Origin of the sequence: Acidiphilium sp. AL (assembly GCF_025499445.1) — a bacterium.
In the GTDB taxonomy this organism is placed as follows: domain Bacteria; phylum Pseudomonadota; class Alphaproteobacteria; order Acetobacterales; family Acetobacteraceae; genus Acidiphilium; species Acidiphilium iwatense.
In genome coordinates this window covers 1-19,270 of record NZ_JAIMBZ010000022.1, presented here as the reverse complement: position 1 = coordinate 19,270, position 19,270 = coordinate 1, and the positions used below count along the sequence as shown (strand labels likewise).

The following is a 19,270-nucleotide window of genomic DNA, read 5'->3' as shown; positions in this document are numbered from 1 at the left end:
TCCGATGACCGCATTTCACGCGAGCCCGGTCGTCGCCTCGATCTTCAGCCTGATCGCGATCGCCAGCCTGCTGCTTGCCTTCGTCATGCTCGGTTCGCGCTGGATGCGACATTACCTGATGGCGTTCGCCGCGCAATCCTGGCTGATCGCGATTCTGTCCGCCTCCGTCGGCTATATCGATCGCTATCCCGAACTTTACGTCATCGCGATCCTGACCGCCTTGTTCCGCGGCCTGCTGCTGCCCTACCTGCTGCTGCGCATCGTGCGGCGGATGAATGTGGAGCGCGAAATCGTCCCGGTCCTGCAACCGAGTTCGAGTCTCGTCATCGGAGCGATTTCGGTCGTCTTCGCGCTTGCAGTCGCCGAACACATCGGTACATCGCTCGACCTGTCCAGCAAGGTCGTCATTCTCGCACTGACCGTGATGCTGTCGATGAAGCTGATCGGCTACCTGATGTTAGCGGCGCGCCACGAGGCGGTCAGCCAGGTGCTTGGGCTGCTGGTGCTCGAGAACGGGATTTTTCTCGGCACCCAGATCCTGGTTCCCGGAATGCCCATGCTGCTCGAACTCGTCATCCTGTTCGACCTGCTGATCGTAGTGGTCTGTTTCGGCGTTCTGGTGCGCTATCTGATGGGGCAGGTCGGCAGCACGAGCACGCTGCACCTCCGCCGGCTGGTGGGCTGAATGACCGGCCTGTTCGCCATCGTTCTCGTTGCGGCGCCGACCCTCGCGGTGCTGGCGATGCTGGTCGCGCCGCGGCGGGAATTCGCCGAAATCGTCAATCTTCTGGCAAGCATTGTTTCGTTCGCGGCGTCGATCGCGTTGGCGCTGACGGCGCCGCCCCACGGTGTGACGTTCCTGTCGCACTATGTCATCGTCGATCCGCTCGGCGCCTGGATCATCCTGTGCGCGGCCATCGTCTATCTGCTCGCCTCGATCTACGCGCTGGGCTACATGCGCACGCTGGACGAGGATGAGCGCCTGCCGCGCTTCTACCAGTTGTTCGCGACCTTCGCCCTGACGATCTTCATAGCACCCCTGATGAACAATCCAGGCGTCTACTGGATCGCGATCGAAATGACCACGGTGGTCAGCACCTTTCTGGTCGCCTTCGAGCAGGCGCCGGAAGCGATCGAGGCCGGCTGGAAATACATCATCGTCGTCTCGGCGGGCATCACCCTCGCTCTGCTCGGCACCGTGCTGTTCTACTGGAACGGAACCTTCGTGCTCGGCCCGACCTACGACATGACCTGGGCGATTTTGCGCCATGCCGCGCCACGGATGAATCACCCACTGCTTCTGCTGAGTTTTCTGCTCGTGCTGGTCGGCTACGGCACCAAGGTCGGTCTCGCCCCGATGCACACCTGGCTGCCGGATGCGCACAGCGAAGGTCCGACGCCGGTTTCGGCGATGCTCTCGGGCGCCTTGCTGAACACGGCGATGGTTGGAATCGTGCGGTATCTCGCGGTTCTGCACGGCGCCGCGATGGTCGCCCTGCCGGGGCAGATCCTGGTCGCCTTCGGGGTGGTCTCGCTCGTGGTGGCGGCCTTGTTCATCGTCCGCCAGCGCGGCGTGAAGCGGCTGATGGCCTATTCCAGCGTCGAACACATGGGAATCGTCGCCCTCGGCTTCGGCTTCGGCGGCCCGCTCGGCGTCGCCGGGGCGATGTATCACATGCTCAACCATTCGCTGAACAAATCGCTGATGTTCTTCGGCGCCGGCAACGCGATGCGCAGCTACGGCGCCAAGGCGATGGCGCGGATCACATCGTTCGCGCGGCATTTTCCGGTCTCCGGCGCGCTGTGGCTGGCCGGCGCGGTCGCGATCACCGGCGCGCCGCCATTCGGTCTGTTCGCCAGCGAACTCACCATACTGCGCGCCGGTTTCGCCGGCATCGGGCTCTGGGCAGCGATCGTCATGGCGGTCCTGCTGATCGTGATCTTCATCGGATTCCTCAATCATTTCCGCCTGATGTATCATGACGGAGCCGAGCCGGATTCGGCCCCCGCGCCGGTCAGCCGCTGGTGCGTGGCGCCGATGTGGTTGGCGCTCGTGCCGCTGCTGATCTTCGGGCTGTGGTGGCCTTCCGGCTTCTGGCGCGACTTTCAGACCGTCGCGCACGACATCGCGGGCGTTCCGGCTGTCGCGGCCCGCCAGCAGGCGCAAACCACGTCGCCTGTCGTCCCGAGGCGTCCGGCATGAACGCGCCGAGCGTTCGCTCGATCGAGGCCGCCATGCTGCGGGATGCCGCAAAAACCCTGCGCACCGAAGGCGGCCGGATGATCATGGCCTACGCGCTGACCGGCGACGACGATGCGCCCGAATTGCGCTACGTATCGGCGCCTTCCGGCGCGCAGGTGTTCGATCAATGGCAAATCCAGGGTGGCAATGAGGTTCCGAGCCTCGCCGAAATCTGGCCGTTGCTCGGTTGGTACGAGCGCGAAATCGCCGATCGGCACGCAATCCGTTTTACCGGCCATCCCGAACCGTTTCCGCTGATCCAGCCGCTCGGCCGCGCGGAATCGGACGATTGGCGGCAATTACCGGATGTCGAGGGCGAAGCGGTGCAGTTCCTGCCGTTCGGACCAGTGCGCGCGGGGGTCGTCGAGTCCGCCGAATTCACCTTCTTCTACATCGGCGAGGCGATCCTGCATTACGTCCCGCATCTGTTTCTCAAGCATCGCGGCATGGAGGAGCGGTTCGTCGGTTGCGACATCGAAACCGGCGCGGTGCTCGCCGAGCGCGTTTCGGCGGTCGGCAGCGCGGCCCACGCGCTCGCCTATTCGCAGGCGATCGAGGCGGCCTGCCGCGTCACCGTGCCGGATCGCGCGCTCTACCAGCGCGTTATCATCGTCGAACTCGAACGGCTCTACAATCATCTGCACTATCTCGGCCATCTCGCCGACACCACGACTTTGAAAGTTGGCCACGCGGAAGGCGTTCTGCTCGCCGAACGGGTCAAACAGATCAACGCGCGCGTCACCGGCAGCCGGTTTCTGCGCGGCGCGATCGCGCCCGGCGGACTCCGCCGCATCCTCGACACCGACCGGCTCTCCGAGACGCTGGATGCGCTGCGCGAGCCGATCCGCCGCTATATCGCCCGGCTCGATCGTTCGGAGAGTTATTTCGACCGACTCGCCACCACCGGTCCGCTGCCCCGCGCGGTGGCGTTCGATCAGGGCGCCACCGGCCCGATCGCCCGCGCCTCCGGCCTCGATCGCGATCTGCGGCGCGACCACCCTTACGCCGCCTATGCCGACGACAATCTGAACCTTACTGTTGCCGGGCATCAGGACGGCGACGCCAATGCGCGCGCGCGGGTGCGCATCGCCGAAATCGACGCCAGCATCACGATGATCCGGCGCGCCCTCGCGGTGCTGCCGGATGGGCCGATCCGTGTTCCCTGCCCGCCGGTAGCTCAGTCCGAGGCGCTCGGCTGGGCGGAATCGCCGCGCGGCACGCTGATCTACGCCGTGCATTTCGACGCCGCCGGCCGCCTGGCGCGGGTCAAGATCAAGTCGCCCTCGTTCTCGAACTGGCGGGTGTTTCCCTACACGGTTCACGAAACCAACATGATGGACTACGCGATCAACGAGGCGAGTTTCGGCCTCACGATTTCCGGCTGCGCACGATGAGGAGAGTGGCATGGCGCTCTGGACCCTGATCGGACTCGCCGAAGGCCAGGCGACCACGCGCTGGCCACTGGGCGAGGGACCTGATGGTCAGGCCGGCGGACTCGGAATGCCGCGCCTTGATGCGGCACAATGCGCCGATGGCTGCGCCGATTGCGCCGCCGCCTGCCCGACCGGCGCGATTGCCCTGGCATCGGCGCAAAACCCCGTGCTGGATTACGGCAAATGCGTGGTCTGTCAGCGCTGCGTCGAGGTCTGCCCGACCGGCGCGCTTTCCGAAAGCCATGACTGGGCCTTCGGAGTGCGCAACCGCGCCGATCTGATCACAGCGCCGGCCGAACCCGCCGCCCATCCCGCCGCGCCATCGCGCCGAGGCTTCCGGCGCAGCCTGCATGTTCGCCATGTCGATGCCGGGTCCTGCAACGGTTGCGAATCCGAACTTCAGGCGCTGAACAACCCGTTCTACAATCTGCACCGGCTCGGCATCTTCTTCACGCCCTCGCCGCGCTTTGCTGACTTGTTGTTAGTAACCGGCCCGGTGACCAAAGCCATGCTGGAGCCGCTGCTCCGCACCTATAAGGCGATGCCCGAGCCGCGCTGGGTGATGGCCTCGGGAAGCTGTGCTGTCTCCGGCGGCATCGCGCCGGATGGGCCGTGCCTGAACGGCCTTGATGCGGTGCTGCCGGTCGATCTCTATTTGCCGGGCTGCCCACCTAATCCCGCCGCGCTGATCGAGGCGCTGCTGCTGTTCCTCGACCGGATGCCCCAACGCGTCCACCAGGGGCGGATCGATGGCGAATGACCTGATCGCCGCCGCCGCCACGCTCTGGTGCCTCGCGGCGCTGCTCGCGCTCACCGGCGTGGCGCCAACCGCCGGCCGCCTGATTGCAGCCCTCGGCTGCCTCGCCGGCATCGCTGCGGCGATCCTCGCTTTGCCGGACGGAACCTCCGCCGTAGCATTGCCGTTCCTGCGCATCGCCGACAGCGGATCAAAATTCCGCCTGACCCCCGATGCGCTCTGGCTGATGGGATTCGGGCTGGCGCCCGCCACGCTGGTCGCTTTGCTCGGCTCACCCGCCCGACACGGTGGGCGAAGCTGGCTGTTCGGCCTCGCGATGAGCCTGCTCGGCGCGCTCGGAGTGTTCGGTCTGCGCAACGGCGCGCAGTTCCTGATCGCCTGGGAAATGATGAGCCTGGGCGGTGCGATGATGATCCTTGCCGAAAGTCTGGCGACCAAATCCGGTCAGCGCGCGCTGTTCATGCTCGGGCTGCTGGAGGTCGGCGCGATCGCCTTGCTGGCCGCGATCCTGGCACTCGGCACGGCAGGCGGCGGCCTTGGTTTCGCGGGATTCCACGCGGTGTCGGCACATCTGCCCGGCGCGGTCGCCGCGATCGTCGGCGTGCTTCTGATCCTCGGTTTCGGCGCCAAGCTCGGGTTGCTGCCGTTCTACGAATGGTTTCCCGGCGCCTATGGCGCCGGATCGGGCGCCACCGGGGCGATCATGTCCGGCGTCATCCTGAACGCCGCGTTCTTCGGTCTCGCACGCGGCATGTTGAGCTGGGCGCCGCAATCGTTCGACCAGGGTTTCGGCATTCTGCTCTGCGCGCTCGGCGTGGTCAGCGCCATTCTGACCACGCTCTACGCATTCCAGCAGGAGGATTGGCGCGCCTTGCTGGCCTTTTCCTCGGCCGAAAACGCCTCGATCGCGGTGATCGCGCTCGGCACCTGCCTGCTGTTCCGCGCCGGCCACGAACCGATGCTCGCCGGCCTCGCCTTCACCGTGGCGCTGCTGCACCTCGCGGGCCACGCCCTCGCCAAGGGCTGCCTGTTCCTGAGCGCCGACGGGATTTTCCTGGCCACCGGCGACTACGCCATCGTCCAGCGCGGCGCGTTGCGGGCGAACCGGCTGATCTTCGGCGCCGGCGCATTGTTCGCGGCGATGAGCCTTGCCGCGATGCCGCCGCAGGCCGGGTTCGTCTCCGAATGGTTCATGTTCGAGACCGTGTTCCAGGGTTTCCATCTGCCCGATCTCGCCGGCCGGCTGACCCTCGTGCTGTCCGGCGCGGGATTGGCGCTCACCGCCGCGATCGCCTTCGCCACCTTCGTCAAGCTGTTCGGCATCGGCCTGCTGGGCCGGTCGGACGGTACGCCGGTCCGGGTGAGGATCGGCCATGCCGCCGCTGTCGGCGCTCTCGGCCTTGGCGTTCTCGCGCTCGCGGTCGGGATGCCGATCTGGCTCGGCGCGCTCAACCAGACCGATCTCGCGCGGTTCGGCGCCGATGCCGCCGCGCACATGACCGCCGGCTGGATATTGGTGCCGCTGACCGACAAATTCGCCTTCATCTCGCCCTCCAAGCTGATCATCGCGATGCCTCTGCTCGCCCTGTTGCCGATCGGGCTGCTCCTGGCCTCGAAACGTCTGAGGGTGCGGCGCAGTCCGGTCTGGTATGGCGGCAGCCCGCAGGACCCGGTCCGCGCCGCGACCACCGCACTGACATTCTCGAATTCGCTCCGCACCTTCTACAGTTTCGTCTATCGCCCGAGCGCCGAAGCAGGGCGGGAGACCAGCGTCTCAGATTATTTCGTCAGGCGGCTCAGCTTCGAGCACGACGTTGCGCCGATCTTCGGTCCTCTGCTGTTCGCACCCCTGGTGCGGTTCATCACCAACCTCGCCCGGCGCATCCGCGTTCTACAATCGGGCCATCTGAATCTCTATCTCGCAATCCTCGGCCTGTTGCTCGTCGTCATTCTTGTGATCTCCCTGTTCTGAAACATCATGGGGTTTCTCATGATCCGAAGGCTGTTCGTCATTTTCGCCCTCGAACCCGAAACCCTCACCATCGTCGAGAACGGTGAGCTGCTGAAAGCATTACTCTATGTAGGGCTTTCGGTCGTGTTTGGCTTTATCGGCGTGTTCTTCGGCACCTATATCGCATGCAACTTGTAGGGCCGAACTTGATGGCGGAACGAGACGGTATGCATCCGGTCAGCATCCTGTTCCCCGCGATTATGGACGCCATGCCGCCGCCGCAGGATGTTTCGACCCTTTTTGCCGATCTTGCGATCGACCGGATCCTGGCCGCCGTCACGGCAGGATTCGAGGCTTATGATCTCAAGCCGCTGTTCTCCTGCGTACCTCACGACCGGGCAGTGATCGACTACCGGCAGGCCGTGCTGCGCGACACATCCGACCAGACGACCGGTGCCGTGCTCCGCCGTTTCGCCACCGAGATGCGCCGGGTGCGCGAACAAGCTGATTTTGCAGAGAAATCCCACTACCCGCACCAGCAGGCGGCGCGGTTCGTGACCGCCATCGGCCATTACTGTGACGGTCTCGTTGCGCTGGCGGACGGACTTGATGCCTGCTCCCTGTACTCCAAAGGACTCACGACGTTCCGCACGGCGCTGCGCGAGCATGTCGCATCGCCCGGATTCGGCACGCTGCGCGATGGAGTAGCGGAGAACCGCTCAGCACTCGGCGCCATCCGCTATACGGTGCTGATCCGCGACAGCATGGTTACGGTGCGGGATTTCGAAGTGGAGCCCGACTACAACGCGGTGATCGCCGGCCTCTTCGCAAAATTTCAGCAAGGCAGGGTCAAATCCCACGAATTCGAGAGCAACCGGTCGACGGTGACGATGAATCATGTCGAGGCCGAAATCCTCAATGGAGTCGCGCTTCTGAATCCGCCGATCTTCGCGAAGCTTCATGCATTCGTCGCCAGCCACCGAGATTTCATCGATCCGGTGATCCGGCGCTTCGACCGCGAGAGCCATTTCTACATCGTCTGGCTCGACTTCACTGGCCGGCTCGCCGCGAATGGTCTGGATTTCTGCTATCCCGAGCTTGTGGCCGACCATGTGATCCGCGTCACGTCCGGTTTCGACCTCGCGCTGGCGGAGAAGCTGCGCGTGGAAAAGCGGCATGTCGTCACCAACGATTTCCATCTCGAAGACAAGGAGCGCATCTTCGTCGTCACCGGTCCGAATCAGGGTGGCAAGACGACCTTCGCCCGCATGGTCGGCCAGATGCACTATTTCGCCAATCTCGGCTGCACGGTGCCAGGACGATCCGCGCGGCTGCATCTGCTCGACCGGATCTTCGCCCATTTCGAGCGCGAGGAGGTGCTGACCACGCTGCGCGGCAAGCTGCATGACGATCTGGTGCGCATTCGCGCCATCCTCGACGCCGCGACTTCGGACAGCCTCATCGTCCTCAACGAGATCTTCAATTCGACCGCACTGAAGGATGCGAGTTTCCTCGCCGAGGCGGTGCTGCGCCGGATCATTGCACGTGGCGCGCTTGCCGTCTGCGTCACCTTCATGGACGAGCTTTCCGTCCTTGGGCCCGAAACCGTCAGCGTCACCAGCATGGTCCAACCCGACGATCCGGCAGAGCGCAGTTTCAAGGTCGTTCGCCGTCCGGCCGACGGCCTCGCCTACGCGCTCTCCATCGCGGAGAAATACGGCGTCACCTATCGGCGTCTGAAAGAGCGGCGTTCATGAAGGCGCGGCTGATGTTCCCCGCCCGCGACTTCGACCCCGAGGCCCAGCCTCCGGCCGGCATCGCCGATCTCGTGCAGGATCTCGAGATGGAGTCCCTGTTCGCCGCGATGGCGGACGGCGACAAGTTTCTCGGCGAGATCGCGCACAAGGTCGTGCTCACCGGCTTCCGCAACGATCGCGACACGATTCGCCATCGGCAGGACGTTCTGGACGATTGCATTGCGCATGAGAACCTGATTCGCACGCTCTATGAACTGGCAATGGCGCCATTGGAAGTGCTGCGCAAGAACCTGTTTTTCGGCCTGACCAGCCGGCACCCCGAAATCACCCTGAGCGGCGCGGTTCGGCTTCTGCAAGGGCTGCGCGGGGTGATCGGCCAACTCGCCGACTTCGCGACACACCATGCCGAGACGTTTCGTGCTAGTGGGTTGCGCCGGCTTTGCGCCGTGCTGATGCGCGAGCTTGATTCCGATTATCTCGCCATGGTTGATCAACACTTGGCTCAGTTGCATTTTCGCTCCGGCGTGCTGTTCAGCGCTTCGCTGGGCCCCGGCAATAAAGGCCAGGACTATGTGCTGCGCCATTTCGTGCCGCGGCGCTGGGGCTGGCTCAAGGATTTGTTACAGAGCGGACCGCCAAGCTATCATTTCGCCATTGATCCGCGTGACGAAGCTGGGGGGCGCGCGCTCTCCGAACTGCGCGATGAAGCGCTGGCGGAGACCGCGCAGACGATGGCGCAGGTATGCGATCATATCCTCGACTTTTTTGCAATGCTTCGAGCTGAGCTCGGATTTTATATCGGCTGCCTCAATCTCCGCGCCCATCTGGCCACGAAGCGGGCACCGATGTGCCAGCCCGAGATTGCTCCACCCGGCGAGCAGTGGCTCGAATTCACCGATCTGCGCGATCCCTGCCTGTCGCTGGCGATCGAAGGGGAAGTCGTTGGCAATGATTGCGCGGCGGATCATGCGGCATTCGTGATGATTACCGGCGCCAATCAGGGTGGCAAATCGACCTTCCTGCGCAGTATCGGGCTTGCGCAAATGATGATGCAGGCGGGAATGTTCGTCACCGCTCGGCGCTTTTCCGCCGATTTGCGCGATGGCGTGTTCACCCATTACCATCGACGCGAGGATCCGGGTCTGAATAGCGGCAAGTTCGACGAGGAGCTGCGCCGGATGAACCGCATCGTCGATCGGGCGGGCCGGGCGCCACTGTTCCTGTTCAACGAATCCTTCGCCGCGACCAACGAGCGCGAGGGCTCGGAGATCGCTCGCCAGATCGTCACCGCGCTGATCGAGACCGGGGCGCGCGTCATTTTCGTGACCCACATGTACGCCTTCGCCGAAGCGTACATGAAGACAAACAAGGTCACGGTTCGCTTCCTCCGCGCCGAGCGCGAGGCGGACGGGCGACGCAGTTTCCGTATTCTGCCAGGAGAGCCGCTTTCGACCAGCTTCGGTCGTGATCTCTATCGGCAGATCTTCGGCGAAGACGGCAACGACCCACAGAGCATGGGAATAGCCCCATGACCGAACCAGCCATGGCGCCTGCGGCCTATGAGCAGCTGAAGCTCGAACTCGCCGCGCTGCTGCGCGTTCATCGCGCAGCCCCAGGGCCGCCCGCCACGCTCAGGGGCGAACTGCTTGCACGGCTTGCTGCGCTACGGGTTTCGCTTCATCGACACGCCGGGCCTCGGCTCCTCCATCGAGGTCAATGCGCGCACGACTCGGGATTTCTTGGCGCGGCGGATGCGTTCCTGATCGAGGGTCGCACGCAATCCTTCCTGGTCGCGATGGTGCGGCGCGTGCGTGACCTGCTCGCTTCCGCCGGCGATCAGGCTGGGCTCGGTCAGTTCGATGTCATCGCCGCGCGGGTCGAAGCGGCGGCGATCGACGATCAAACGACGTGCGAACCCGGCTCGGCTGCGCTGGTCTGCCTGCCGCATCTGCCGCACCTACTCGCCATGTTGCCGCCGGAGCGGCGGGAAGCCGCGCATGACGCGATCCGCGTGCTTGCTGGCGATCCACACGCCTGGCCGACGCTGGGAAAACGCGAAAATACTTTTCTTGACGATTTTAGCTGACAGAGCCGGCGTGACGGCATTAGCTGATTACAATGTCGTCGCTCGGGCCAGTTCGACCCGAACTGAAGGGAGAGCCACGATGCGCATCATGGAGGACGCCGTCCTGCTCAGGATCTTCCTGGGCGACGACGACATGAAAGATGGCCAGCCGCTCTATCGCGTGCTGCTCGAAACCGCGATGAGGGAGGGGCTGGCCGGCGGCACGGTGCTACCCGCGCCGATGGGCTTCGGCCTTTCGCGCAACTTGCGTTCGGGACTGAACCCCGATGCCGGGGCGCGCATGCCCATCGTGGTCGAGATCATCGACCTGCCTGAGAAGATCGACGCCTTCCTGCCTGTGATCGAGCGGATGATCGAGTCCGGCATGGTCACTATGGAGGCGCTAAAGGCGCGGAAGCTGGTCCCCGTCGCGCCACGCGGCACAACGTCCGTCTGAACCAGAAAAACCACGAGGAAACCCATGGATGTTCCACATGAAGCCCTGCTGCTCCGCATCTACACGAGTTCGGCCGACCGCTACGGGCTGAGTTCGCTGTTCGTCGCCATCGTCAACACCGCTCGCGAGCACGGGCTTGCCGGTGCGACGGTGCTGCGCGGCCCGATGGGCTTCGGCCACACGAAGCGCCTGCACGAAGGCCATCTCCTGCCGTTTTCCGACGACTACCCTGTGATCATCGAGATTGTTGATTCCACGCACAAGATCGAGGCATTCCTGCCGGTGCTCGACCAGATGATGCAGAGCGGCCTCGTCACCATCGAGCGGGCCCGCGTGCTGCACTACGGACGGATGAAGGCTGGCTGGCTCGAACGGGTCCGTCAGCAATTTTCGCATGGCACGCATCCTGTTTCTCCTAAAAACCGCTCGGCATCGAACTGACGTCCACGCTGAAGCCCAACGGCCATTCTGTTGCTTGGCCGGCAGAGTGCAAGTCAGGAAACCCACGAATACGGGATGAGGGGCCCGATAACAGCCAATTCGGCTCAACGATGACTATCTATTCTTTCCCGACAAGTTTGAAGGGACCGAAATCAGCAGCTCCCAGTTCCCGGATTGTTCGCAGTCGGGACGCCAGCCTGGAAAAATCGCGTGGGGCCGCGCTCGCCCGGTTCAGGGTTTCGATCGCGGTGTCGGACAATGCAAGACTCGCCGCCTTCACCAGATCGTCCAGTTGCGCGAGGCTGGTGGCACTGGCGATCGGCGCGGTCACGCTCGGCCGCGCGGGCTGGCCTTGGACAGTTTCCTGCCATCCGGCCCCTTCGCCATGCCGACCTTGGTGGCAATGACGACGGAGTTTCGCCCGCCGTTGCACTTCAGCCAGTTGCCGATCGCGGTTTCCGATTCGCCGCCTTGATGCCCCGGCACCCAGGCACAATAGACATCCGCCGTGTCGATGGCGTTGAGCCCGGCCTCGCGCAGCTCGTCGAACAGCTTGAACGAGGCCGGCTCGTCGGCGGTCCAGCCGAACACGTTGCCGCCGAACATGACGGGCGGGACGGCGATGCCGGACCGGCCGAGCGCGCGCTGTTTCATCTTGTCGTCTCCATGATTGCCGGACACGGCATGGTTCGGCAACGCAGGGGCTACAAGCGCCTTATCACGGATACACGCGAAATGCCGGAATCAGGCGGTTAGTGCTCGGTCTCGTCGGGGTCGCGCTCGACCTCGATATCGCCCTCGATCGCGTCGGCATCGTCGTCGAGATCCTCGGTATCCTCCAGGATGTCCTCGTCCGCCGCGTCGTCCGCCGCGTCGACCTCGACATCGTCGCCCGGTACGACCGCGGCCTTTACCGGCTTCTTGACGTCTTCCGGCATCGAAGCGGCCCGCTTCAGCTTGGGCTGTTCGATCGGCTGCTCGGTCCCGCATTTCGGGCAGATCGCGGGCTGCCTGCCGAGGTCGAAGAACCGCGCGCCGCAGGACACACAGGTATGTTTGTCGCCAAGTTCCGGCTTCGCCATCACAGCCTCTTGCAGGTTCGGAAACGATCCATTCAGGGCGGGCGCCATGCCATCCATCTTCACCTATGTCAAACCGCGCGCCCCGTGCTAAGCGCCCAGCGATGAACGCAGAAACCCCGATCCCCCATCGCGCCCGCCGGCCGGCCGCACCGCTGGCCGGAACCATCGCCGTGCCGGGCGACAAGTCGATCTCCCACCGCGCGCTGATGTTCGCCGGCCTTGCCATCGGCGAGACCCGCATTACCGGCCTGCTCGAAGGCGAGGACGTGCTGCGCACGGCGGCGGCGATGCGCGCTTTGGGCGCCGAGGTCGCGCGGCTGGACGACGGCGCATGGCTTGTCGCCGGTCCGGGGTTAGGCGCGCTGCGCAGCCCGGACGACGTGCTCGACATGGGCAATTCCGGCACGGCGGCGCGGCTGCTCTGCGGCATCCTGGCGAGTCACGATATTTTCGCGGTGATGACCGGCGACGCCTCGCTGCGCCGCCGGCCGATGCGCCGGGTGATCGAGCCGCTCGCCGCGACCGGCGCCGGCTTCGCCGCCCGCCCCGGCGGCCGCCTGCCGCTCGCGGTCACCGGCGCCGCCGAGCCGTTGCCGCTATCCTATCGCCTGCCGGTCGCCTCGGCACAGGTAAAATCGGCCCTGCTGCTCGCCGGACTCAACGCGCGCGGCGTCACCGAAATCGAGGAACCGGAACCCACGCGCGACCATTCGGAAAACATGCTCCGGCATTTTGGTGCCTCGATCGACATCCACGCCCAGGGCACCGGGCGGCTGATCCGCCTGCGCGGTCAGCCCGAGTTGCGCGCGGCGGATATCGTGGTGCCCGGCGATCCCTCCTCAGCTGCGTTCCCGATCGTCGCCGCCCTGCTGATCCCCGGCTCGCGCATCACCATCGAGGGGGTCGGGCTCAATAAGCTGCGCACCGGCCTGTTCGCCACGCTGCGCGAAATGGGCGCCGACATCACCGTCATCAATGCGCGCGAGGCGGCCGGCGAGAAGGTCGGCGACCTGATCGTCGCCGCCTCGGCGCTGCGCGGCGTCGACGTGCCGGCGGACCGAGCACCGTCGATGATCGACGAATACCCGATCCTCGCGATCGCCTGCGCCTTCGCGCGCGGTCCGTCCCGCTTGCGCGGCCTCGCCGAGTTGCGGGTCAAGGAGAGCGACCGCCTCGCCGCCACGACGGACATGCTGCGCGCGAACGGCGCTTCGGTCGCGATCGAGGGCGACGATCTCGTCATCGTCGGCGGTGCCAATCGCCTCGGCGGCGGCCTGGTGACCACGCAGATGGACCACCGGCTGGCAATGAGCGCGCTGGTGCTCGGCCTCGCCGCCGACGCGCCTGTGACGATCGACGATGCGCGCTTCATCGACACCAGTTTCCCCGGCTTCATCCCGCTGATGCGTAGCCTCGGCGCCGATATCGCGGCGGAGGGCGCGCCAGCATGAAATCGATCGTCATCGCGATCGACGGCCCCGCCGCGTCCGGCAAGGGCACGCTGGCCCGCCGGCTCGCGGGCGCGTTCAATCTGCCCTATCTCGACACCGGCCTGCTCTACCGCGCGGTCGCGCGCCGGGTGCTCGACCACGGCGCCGACCCTGCCGACGCCGAGGCCGCGACCGAGCAGGCGCGCACTCTCAACCGGGTCGATCTCGAACGCGACGATCTGCGCACCAAGGAGGTCGATCTCGCGGCCAGCGCGGTCGCCTCGATCGCCCCGGTGCGCGCCGCCCTGCTCGATTTCCAGCGCGATTTCGCCCAGGTTTCCGGCGCCGTGCTCGACGGGCGGGATATCGGCACCATCGTGTTCCCGAAAGCGGACGTGAAGCTGTTCATCACCGCCTCGCTCGACGTCCGCGCCGAACGGCGCTTCGCCGAACGCAAGGCCCAGGGTGTGGCGACCACCCTAGAGGCCGTGCGTGCCGATCTCGCCGCACGCGACGAAGCCGACCGCACCCGCGCAGCCGCACCGCTGCGCCCCGCGAGGGACGCGCACCGGCTCGACACCAGCACCCTCGATGCCGATCACGCCTTCGCCGCCGCCGCTGCTTTGGTGAACCAGGCTCTGTCCAAGGGGTAACATCGACATCGCTGCCCGCCTAGCTTAATCGAGCAAGGCATCAACAACAGGAGCGACGGTGAACGATCTGTTCGAGCAATCGGCGCAGACCAGCGCCTATTCCGCCAAAGACATCGAGGTTCTGGAGGGGCTGGAGCCGGTGCGGCGCCGGCCCGGCATGTATATCGGCGGCACCGACGAAGCCGCGCTGCACCACCTCGCGGCCGAGTTGCTCGACAACGCGATGGACGAGGCCGTCGCCGGCCATGCCACCATGATCGAAATGAGCCTCGCCCAGGGCAATCTACTGGCGGTGCGCGACAACGGGCGTGGCATTCCGGTCGATCCGCACCCCAAGTTCAAGGACAAATCGGCGCTCGAAGTGATCCTGACCACCCTGCATTCGGGCGGCAAATTCTCCGGCAAGATCTACAATACCTCGGGCGGCCTGCACGGCGTCGGCAGTTCGGTGGTCAACGCGCTGTCCGAACGGCTGGAGGTCGAGGTCGCGCGCGACCGCGTGCTGTGGAAGCAGGATTATGCGCGCGGCAAGCCGCTCACCAAGCTGATCAATGCCGGCCCGGCGCCGAACCGGCGCGGCACGCTGTTCCGCTGCGTTCCCGACCGCGAGATTTTCGGCGACCATGCCTTCAGCGCGAAGCTGCTGTACCGGATGTGCCGTTCGAAAGCCTATCTGTTTCGCGGCGTGCGCATCCGCTGGTCGTGCGACCCGGCGCTGATTCCGGCGGGGTCCGATATTCCAGCCCAGGCGGAACTGCATTTCCCCGGCGGACTCGCCGATTCGCTGGCCGAGGAACTGGGCGCGGCGCCCAGTCTGGTGGCGCCGGTCTGGGCCGGCGAGGCCGATCTGCCCGAGGCCGCGGGGCGCATCGAATGGGCCTGCGCCTGGCTCGATAACGGCGACGCCTCGCTCGCGACCTATTGCAACACCATCCCCACCCCGCTGGGCGGCACTCACGAAGCCGGGTTTCGCGCGGCTCTGCTGAAAGGCTTGCGCGGCTTCGCCGAGGCGCGCGGCAACAAGCGGGCTAGCGTGGTGACCGGCGATGACATCACCGGCACCCTGGCCGCGAAGCTCTCGCTGTTCATCCGCGACCCGCATTTCCAGGGCCAGACCAAGGAAAAACTCACCTCGCCCCTGGCGCAAAAAGTGACCGAGGCGGCGCTGCGCGACCGGTTCGAGCACTGGCTGGCCGGCGACCCGGCGAGTGCGGACAATCTGCTCGCCTATGTCGTCGAGCGCGCCGAGGAGCGTATCCGCCGCCGCGAAGCGAAGGACACGCCGCGCAAATCGGCCACGCGGCGGCTACGCCTGCCCGGAAAACTCACCGATTGTTCGCGCGAATCGCGCGAGGACACCGAGATTTTCCTGGTCGAGGGCGATTCCGCCGGCGGCTCGGCCAAGCAGGCGCGCAACCGCGAAACCCAGGCGGTGCTGCCGCTCCGTGGCAAGATCCTGAACGTCGCCTCGGCCTCCACTGAGAAATTGCGCCAGAACCAGGAATTGAAGGACCTGATCGAGGCGCTCGGCTGCGGCGTGGGCGAGCGATTCCGGCTCGATCAGCTTCGCTACGGCCGCATCATCATCATGACCGACGCCGATGTCGATGGCGCGCATATCGCCTCGCTGCTGATGACGTTCTTCTACCGCGAGCTGCCCGAGCTGATCCGGGCCGGTCATGTATTTCTGGCCCAGCCGCCGCTGTTCCGGCTGACCCAGGGCGGCAAATCGGTCTATGCGATGGACGATGCCGAGCGCGACCGGCTGGTCAAATCGGCGTTCAAGACCGGCGCGAAAGTGGAGATCAGCCGGTTCAAGGGGCTGGGCGAAATGCCGCCCGCGATCCTCAAGGACACCACGATGGACCCGGCGAAGCGCACCCTGCTGCGGGTGATGGCGCTGCCGGAAAACCGCGCCGAAACCGCCGAGATGGTGGAAAGCCTGATGGGCCGCAAGCCGGAATTGCGGTTCCGCTTCATTCAGGACCGCGCGGCGAGCGCTGGCGAGCTGGATGTTTAGCAAGGTCGGGGTGCGCCCGGCCGGGACGGATATATCCCGCTTGGCGAGACGAAATTCCTCGCCTAGCGAAAAAGTTCTTCCATGATTCCCCCATTTGAGTCAGAGTGAATCCACTGCTCAGCTAAACGGGGGAATTCCGATGCACCTCAAATCGCCTGAGTACGTCCGAAAAATCGCGACGCTGGTTTCCCTTCTGCTCGCCGCCCCGGCAGCCTTCGCGGCAAGCCCTAGCGGATGGACCACCTACGGATACGATTATGCCAATACCAGGCATGTATCCTTCTCCCAGATCAATCCGCAAAACGTCAAATCGCTCGCGCCCGCCTGGACATTTCAGACCGGAATCCCGGGGTCGTTCGAGGCATCGCCGATCGTCGTCGGCAAGACCATGTACCTGACCAGCGCGAATGACGGCGTTTTCGCGCTCGACGCGGCGACCGGGACCCTCAAGTGGAAATACCTGCCGAAACTCGGCTTCACCTCGTTCTGCTGCGGTCCGGTCAACCGGGGCGTTGCCGTGGCATCGGGCAAGGTGTTTGTCGCGACCCTCGACGGACGGCTGATCGCCCTCGATGCCCGCTCCGGCAAGCCGGTGTGGAGCGCCGTTGTGGGCGACCCCAAGCACGGGTTCAGCGAGACGCTGGCTCCCCTTGCCTGGAGTGGGATGGTCTATGTCGGCAGTGCGGGCGGCGAATACGGCATCAGGGGATCGGTGACGGCCTATGCGGCGGCGACCGGGAAGGAATTGTGGCGCTGGTGGACGACCTCGAAAAACTGGGAAGGCAAATACCGCACCGCGGTTCATGGCATTTCGTTGCATCGCGACATCGCCAAGGAAAAAGCCGATGCCGCGAAATATGCCGATGCCTGGAAGCACGGCGGCGGCCCGGTCTGGACGACGCCGTCGCTCAGCGCCAGGCAGGGAATCCTGTATTTCGGGACCGGCAATCCCGCGCCCCAGCTCATCGGGTCGCACCGGCCTGGTGACAATCTCTATACCGATTCGATCGTGGCGCTGAACGCCCATACCGGGAAAATGCAATGGTATTACCAGGAAACGCCGCATGACGTCTGGGATTATGACGCGACCAGCCCGACCGTGCTGTTCAAGGCCCGCGACGCCAAGGGACAGATGGTTCCGGCGATCGGCCAGGCCGGAAAGACGGGGTGGTTCTATGTCGTCAACCGCAAGACCGGCAAGCTGATCCGGGTCTCCCAGCCTTTCGCGCCCAATAGCACGATTTACCAGAAACCCGGACCGAACGGCAGCCTGATCGAACCCGGAGCGCTGGGCGGCGCGAACTGGTCGCCGGTGTCCTACGACCCCGCCACGCATCTCGTGTTCGTCGCCAGCATCGTGCAGCCCCGATTCGACAAGCCGCTGCCTTACGCCGAATGGAAAAGCGGCAGCGCGCGATGGGCGGGCAGCCGCGAGCAGGTTCTGCCGACCGAGCCCGGGTCGGGCACGTTCACCGCGATCGATGTCGATACCGGGCGGATCGCCTGGCAGTATAAAAGCCCGCAGCCGATGATCGGCGGTTCGCTGTCCGCCGGCGGACTCGTGTTCGTCGGCGAAAACAACGGCATGCTCGATGCCTTCGCGGCCAAGACAGGCAAGCTGCTGTGGCAGCATCAATGCGGGGCCGGGGTCAATGCGCCGCCCATCGCCTATCAAATCGCCGGGAAGGAATATATTACCGTCGCGGCGGGGGGAAACCTGCTTCTGAATACCAAGCCCGGTGATTCCGTCATCACCTTTGCGCTGCCGAAACATTGACACGAATCTCGTCTCGAAGATTGGAGGCCGCGATGAATGATCGCCATCCCTCAACGCCTTACTACGCAGTCTCCCGGCGCGGGAACTTCCGGCCCGCAACATTCGCCGGTGCGCTGATCCTGTCGCTCGGCTTGACCGGGCTCGCCGCTGCCGCCTGCGCGCCGAGCAGCGGCGATTACACGGCGCAGCAAGCGGCGGCGGGCAAGAGTGTCTATGACGCCCATTGCGCCGCCTGCCACGCCAGCAACCTGAGCGGCGCGTCCGGCCCCGCGCTCGCCGGCGGAAGCTTCGCGTCCTATCTGCAATTCACCAAGATGACCGCCGGGCAGTTGTTCGACTACATGTCCGCACATATGCCGGCGAACGCTCCCGGCAGCCTGAGCAAACCGGACTATCTGAACGTGCTTGCCTATATTCTTCAGGTCAACCACTACCCCGCGGGCAAGACGCCACTTTCGGCCAAATCCGCCGCCTGCACGCCGATGGTGCCCTATCCCGGCTCGCACTGACCGAAGGCACGATTCGTAAACGTCGTTGCGATTCCCGACCCTGAGTCAATCGCCGAACCGGACCGCCTCGGCTTGGCGCACCGCGACGAAACCGCCATTCAGCGTCGCGTTGTGATGTCGGATGATCGCGGCGGCCGGCATGGCGTCGCTGTCGAAGGTGGTGTGCGCATCGCCGATCAGCGTGACCTCAAGCCCCCGTTCGAAGGCGGAGCGGCAGGTCGTGTCGATGCAATATTCGGTCTGCATGCCGCAGACCGCGACCCGCCCGATCCCCCAGGCCGCCAGCAGATCGGCGAGATCCGTCTCCTGGAACGCGCTGCAGAAGCGCTTGACTACGACCGGCTCGCCGTCTCGCGGCGCGAGTTCCGGGCGGAACGCGAAGCCCGGCTCGCCGCGCGCCAGCACGTCGCCCGCCCCGCCGTCATGCTGCACGAAGATCACCGGCACCTTGGCGGTCCTGGCGGCGTCGATCAGCCGCGCGATCCGCCCGACTACGGCCTCGCCCTCATGCGGCTGCACCGCCGGATCGGCGAACATGCCGCATTGCACGTCGATGACTAGTCTTACTGTGTCATAAATCGAGCATTCTCGATTTGTCGTTGGCAACACGGGCATCTAGGCAGGGTTCTGGCGAGGGTGCGGGCGATTGTTGTTCTGAGCGTGGTCATTGATGTTGCGAGGTGGCGTTCAGGCCGG

20 protein-coding genes are annotated in these 19,270 nt (G+C 65.1%); 16 read left to right on the top strand and 4 right to left on the bottom strand.

Features of this window, described 5'->3' with window-relative positions; all coding sequences use genetic code 11:
* The first annotated feature begins 4 nt into the window (after positions 1 to 4).
* The 11 genes from AiwAL_RS12885 (at position 5) to AiwAL_RS12835 (ending at position 11,103) form a co-directional block, all read left to right on the top strand.
* Positions 5 to 685: a hydrogenase gene (locus AiwAL_RS12885; protein WP_235703347.1), complete on the top strand. Its 681-nt coding sequence runs from the start codon at positions 5 to 7 to the stop codon at positions 683 to 685.
* Positions 686 to 2,203 (top strand): proton-conducting transporter membrane subunit, encoded by a 1,518-nt coding sequence (locus AiwAL_RS12880; protein WP_235703346.1) that lies wholly within the window; start codon positions 686 to 688, stop codon positions 2,201 to 2,203. It begins immediately after the preceding gene.
* Entirely contained in the window at positions 2,200 to 3,636 is a 1,437-nt protein-coding gene (locus AiwAL_RS12875; protein WP_235703345.1) for an NADH-quinone oxidoreductase subunit C, read from the top strand. The genes AiwAL_RS12880 and AiwAL_RS12875 overlap by 4 nt, the downstream gene beginning before the upstream one ends.
* A 10-nt stretch (positions 3,637 to 3,646) precedes the next feature.
* Positions 3,647 to 4,435 carry an NADH-quinone oxidoreductase subunit NuoB gene (nuoB, locus tag AiwAL_RS12870; RefSeq protein WP_235703344.1) on the top strand — a complete coding sequence of 263 codons (789 nt, stop codon included), beginning with the start codon at positions 3,647 to 3,649 and terminating at the stop codon, positions 4,433 to 4,435.
* Complete coding sequence (locus AiwAL_RS12865) at positions 4,425 to 6,404, top strand: proton-conducting transporter membrane subunit (RefSeq protein WP_235703343.1); 1,980 nt, start codon at positions 4,425 to 4,427, stop codon at positions 6,402 to 6,404. The genes nuoB and AiwAL_RS12865 overlap by 11 nt, the downstream gene beginning before the upstream one ends.
* Positions 6,405 to 6,410: 6 nt before the next feature.
* Complete coding sequence (locus AiwAL_RS12860) at positions 6,411 to 6,581, top strand: hypothetical protein (RefSeq protein ID WP_262312817.1); 171 nt, start codon at positions 6,411 to 6,413, stop codon at positions 6,579 to 6,581.
* Between the two features lie 11 nt (positions 6,582 to 6,592).
* Positions 6,593 to 8,140, top strand: a complete 1,548-nt coding sequence (locus AiwAL_RS12855; protein ID WP_235703341.1) for a MutS-related protein — start codon at positions 6,593 to 6,595, stop codon at positions 8,138 to 8,140.
* Complete coding sequence (locus AiwAL_RS12850) at positions 8,137 to 9,672, top strand: MutS-related protein (RefSeq protein ID WP_235703340.1); 1,536 nt, start codon at positions 8,137 to 8,139, stop codon at positions 9,670 to 9,672. Before AiwAL_RS12855 ends, AiwAL_RS12850 begins: the two co-directional genes overlap by 4 nt.
* Positions 9,669 to 10,226: a hypothetical protein gene (locus AiwAL_RS12845; RefSeq protein ID WP_235703339.1), complete on the top strand. Its 558-nt coding sequence runs from the start codon at positions 9,669 to 9,671 to the stop codon at positions 10,224 to 10,226. Before AiwAL_RS12850 ends, AiwAL_RS12845 begins: the two co-directional genes overlap by 4 nt.
* A 79-nt stretch (positions 10,227 to 10,305) precedes the next feature.
* Positions 10,306 to 10,662 (top strand): DUF190 domain-containing protein, encoded by a 357-nt coding sequence (locus AiwAL_RS12840; protein WP_235703338.1) that lies wholly within the window; start codon positions 10,306 to 10,308, stop codon positions 10,660 to 10,662.
* Positions 10,663 to 10,686: 24 nt separating this feature from the next.
* A complete protein-coding gene (locus AiwAL_RS12835) occupies positions 10,687 to 11,103 on the top strand; it encodes a DUF190 domain-containing protein (protein WP_235703337.1) in 417 nt (138 codons plus the stop codon).
* Positions 11,104 to 11,221: 118 nt separating this feature from the next.
* On the opposite strand, the gene AiwAL_RS12830 is transcribed toward AiwAL_RS12835, so the two are convergent.
* From AiwAL_RS12830 to AiwAL_RS12820, 3 genes are all read right to left on the bottom strand, one after another.
* The gene (locus tag AiwAL_RS12830) at positions 11,222 to 11,434 is read right to left on the bottom strand and encodes a hypothetical protein (RefSeq protein ID WP_235703336.1); all 213 of its coding nucleotides are present in this window, start codon (positions 11,432 to 11,434) and stop codon (positions 11,222 to 11,224) included.
* Positions 11,431 to 11,757, bottom strand: coding sequence for an aldo/keto reductase (locus AiwAL_RS12825; protein ID WP_235703335.1), 327 nt, complete (start codon positions 11,755 to 11,757; stop codon positions 11,431 to 11,433). The genes AiwAL_RS12830 and AiwAL_RS12825 overlap by 4 nt, the downstream gene beginning before the upstream one ends.
* A gap of 98 nt (positions 11,758 to 11,855) precedes the next feature.
* Complete coding sequence (locus AiwAL_RS12820; protein WP_407932521.1) at positions 11,856 to 12,233, bottom strand: TIGR02300 family protein; 378 nt, start codon at positions 12,231 to 12,233, stop codon at positions 11,856 to 11,858.
* A gap of 53 nt (positions 12,234 to 12,286) precedes the next feature.
* On the opposite strand from AiwAL_RS12820, the gene aroA reads away from it, so the two are divergent.
* The 5 genes from aroA to AiwAL_RS12795 all read left to right on the top strand — a co-directional run bounded on the left by aroA (position 12,287) and on the right by AiwAL_RS12795 (position 18,574).
* The gene (gene aroA / locus AiwAL_RS12815; RefSeq protein WP_262312816.1) at positions 12,287 to 13,636 is read left to right on the top strand and encodes a 3-phosphoshikimate 1-carboxyvinyltransferase; all 1,350 of its coding nucleotides are present in this window, start codon (positions 12,287 to 12,289) and stop codon (positions 13,634 to 13,636) included.
* Positions 13,633 to 14,268, top strand: coding sequence for a (d)CMP kinase (gene cmk, locus AiwAL_RS12810; RefSeq protein WP_235703333.1), 636 nt, complete (start codon positions 13,633 to 13,635; stop codon positions 14,266 to 14,268). Before aroA ends, cmk begins: the two co-directional genes overlap by 4 nt.
* A 58-nt stretch (positions 14,269 to 14,326) precedes the next feature.
* Positions 14,327 to 16,288: a DNA topoisomerase IV subunit B gene (gene parE / locus AiwAL_RS12805; protein WP_235703332.1), complete on the top strand. Its 1,962-nt coding sequence runs from the start codon at positions 14,327 to 14,329 to the stop codon at positions 16,286 to 16,288.
* Between the two features lie 139 nt (positions 16,289 to 16,427).
* Positions 16,428 to 18,065 carry a PQQ-binding-like beta-propeller repeat protein gene (locus AiwAL_RS12800; protein WP_262312815.1) on the top strand — a complete coding sequence of 546 codons (1,638 nt, stop codon included), beginning with the start codon at positions 16,428 to 16,430 and terminating at the stop codon, positions 18,063 to 18,065.
* A gap of 32 nt (positions 18,066 to 18,097) precedes the next feature.
* Complete coding sequence (locus AiwAL_RS12795) at positions 18,098 to 18,574, top strand: c-type cytochrome (protein WP_235703330.1); 477 nt, start codon at positions 18,098 to 18,100, stop codon at positions 18,572 to 18,574.
* Between the two features lie 45 nt (positions 18,575 to 18,619).
* Here AiwAL_RS12795 and AiwAL_RS12790 read toward each other — a convergent pair whose 3' ends face one another.
* A complete protein-coding gene (locus tag AiwAL_RS12790; protein ID WP_262312814.1) occupies positions 18,620 to 19,189 on the bottom strand; it encodes a cysteine hydrolase family protein in 570 nt (189 codons plus the stop codon).
* Positions 19,190 to 19,270: the final 81 nt, after the last annotated feature.

Excerpts from the sequence above, each read along its gene's own strand:
- AiwAL_RS12885 (WP_235703347.1), top strand. The coding sequence starts at position 5 with ATGACCGCATTTCACGCGAGCCCGGTCGTCGCCTCGATCTTCAGCCTG.
- AiwAL_RS12880 (WP_235703346.1), top strand. The coding sequence starts at position 686 with ATGACCGGCCTGTTCGCCATCGTTCTCGTTGCGGCGCCGACCCTCGCG.
- AiwAL_RS12875 (WP_235703345.1), top strand. The coding sequence starts at position 2,200 with ATGAACGCGCCGAGCGTTCGCTCGATCGAGGCCGCCATGCTGCGGGAT.
- nuoB (WP_235703344.1), top strand. The coding sequence starts at position 3,647 with ATGGCGCTCTGGACCCTGATCGGACTCGCCGAAGGCCAGGCGACCACG.
- AiwAL_RS12865 (WP_235703343.1), top strand. The coding sequence starts at position 4,425 with ATGGCGAATGACCTGATCGCCGCCGCCGCCACGCTCTGGTGCCTCGCG.
- AiwAL_RS12860 (WP_262312817.1), top strand. The coding sequence starts at position 6,411 with ATGGGGTTTCTCATGATCCGAAGGCTGTTCGTCATTTTCGCCCTCGAA.
- AiwAL_RS12855 (WP_235703341.1), top strand. The coding sequence starts at position 6,593 with ATGGCGGAACGAGACGGTATGCATCCGGTCAGCATCCTGTTCCCCGCG.
- AiwAL_RS12850 (WP_235703340.1), top strand. The coding sequence starts at position 8,137 with ATGAAGGCGCGGCTGATGTTCCCCGCCCGCGACTTCGACCCCGAGGCC.
- AiwAL_RS12845 (WP_235703339.1), top strand. The coding sequence starts at position 9,669 with ATGACCGAACCAGCCATGGCGCCTGCGGCCTATGAGCAGCTGAAGCTC.
- AiwAL_RS12840 (WP_235703338.1), top strand. The coding sequence starts at position 10,306 with ATGCGCATCATGGAGGACGCCGTCCTGCTCAGGATCTTCCTGGGCGAC.
- AiwAL_RS12835 (WP_235703337.1), top strand. The coding sequence starts at position 10,687 with ATGGATGTTCCACATGAAGCCCTGCTGCTCCGCATCTACACGAGTTCG.
- AiwAL_RS12825 (WP_235703335.1), bottom strand. The coding sequence starts at position 11,757 with ATGAAACAGCGCGCGCTCGGCCGGTCCGGCATCGCCGTCCCGCCCGTC.
- AiwAL_RS12820 (WP_407932521.1), bottom strand. The coding sequence starts at position 12,233 with ATGGCGCCCGCCCTGAATGGATCGTTTCCGAACCTGCAAGAGGCTGTG.
- aroA (WP_262312816.1), top strand. The coding sequence starts at position 12,287 with ATGAACGCAGAAACCCCGATCCCCCATCGCGCCCGCCGGCCGGCCGCA.
- cmk (WP_235703333.1), top strand. The coding sequence starts at position 13,633 with ATGAAATCGATCGTCATCGCGATCGACGGCCCCGCCGCGTCCGGCAAG.
- AiwAL_RS12800 (WP_262312815.1), top strand. The coding sequence starts at position 16,428 with ATGCACCTCAAATCGCCTGAGTACGTCCGAAAAATCGCGACGCTGGTT.
- AiwAL_RS12795 (WP_235703330.1), top strand. The coding sequence starts at position 18,098 with ATGAATGATCGCCATCCCTCAACGCCTTACTACGCAGTCTCCCGGCGC.
- AiwAL_RS12790 (WP_262312814.1), bottom strand. The coding sequence starts at position 19,189 with ATGCCCGTGTTGCCAACGACAAATCGAGAATGCTCGATTTATGACACA.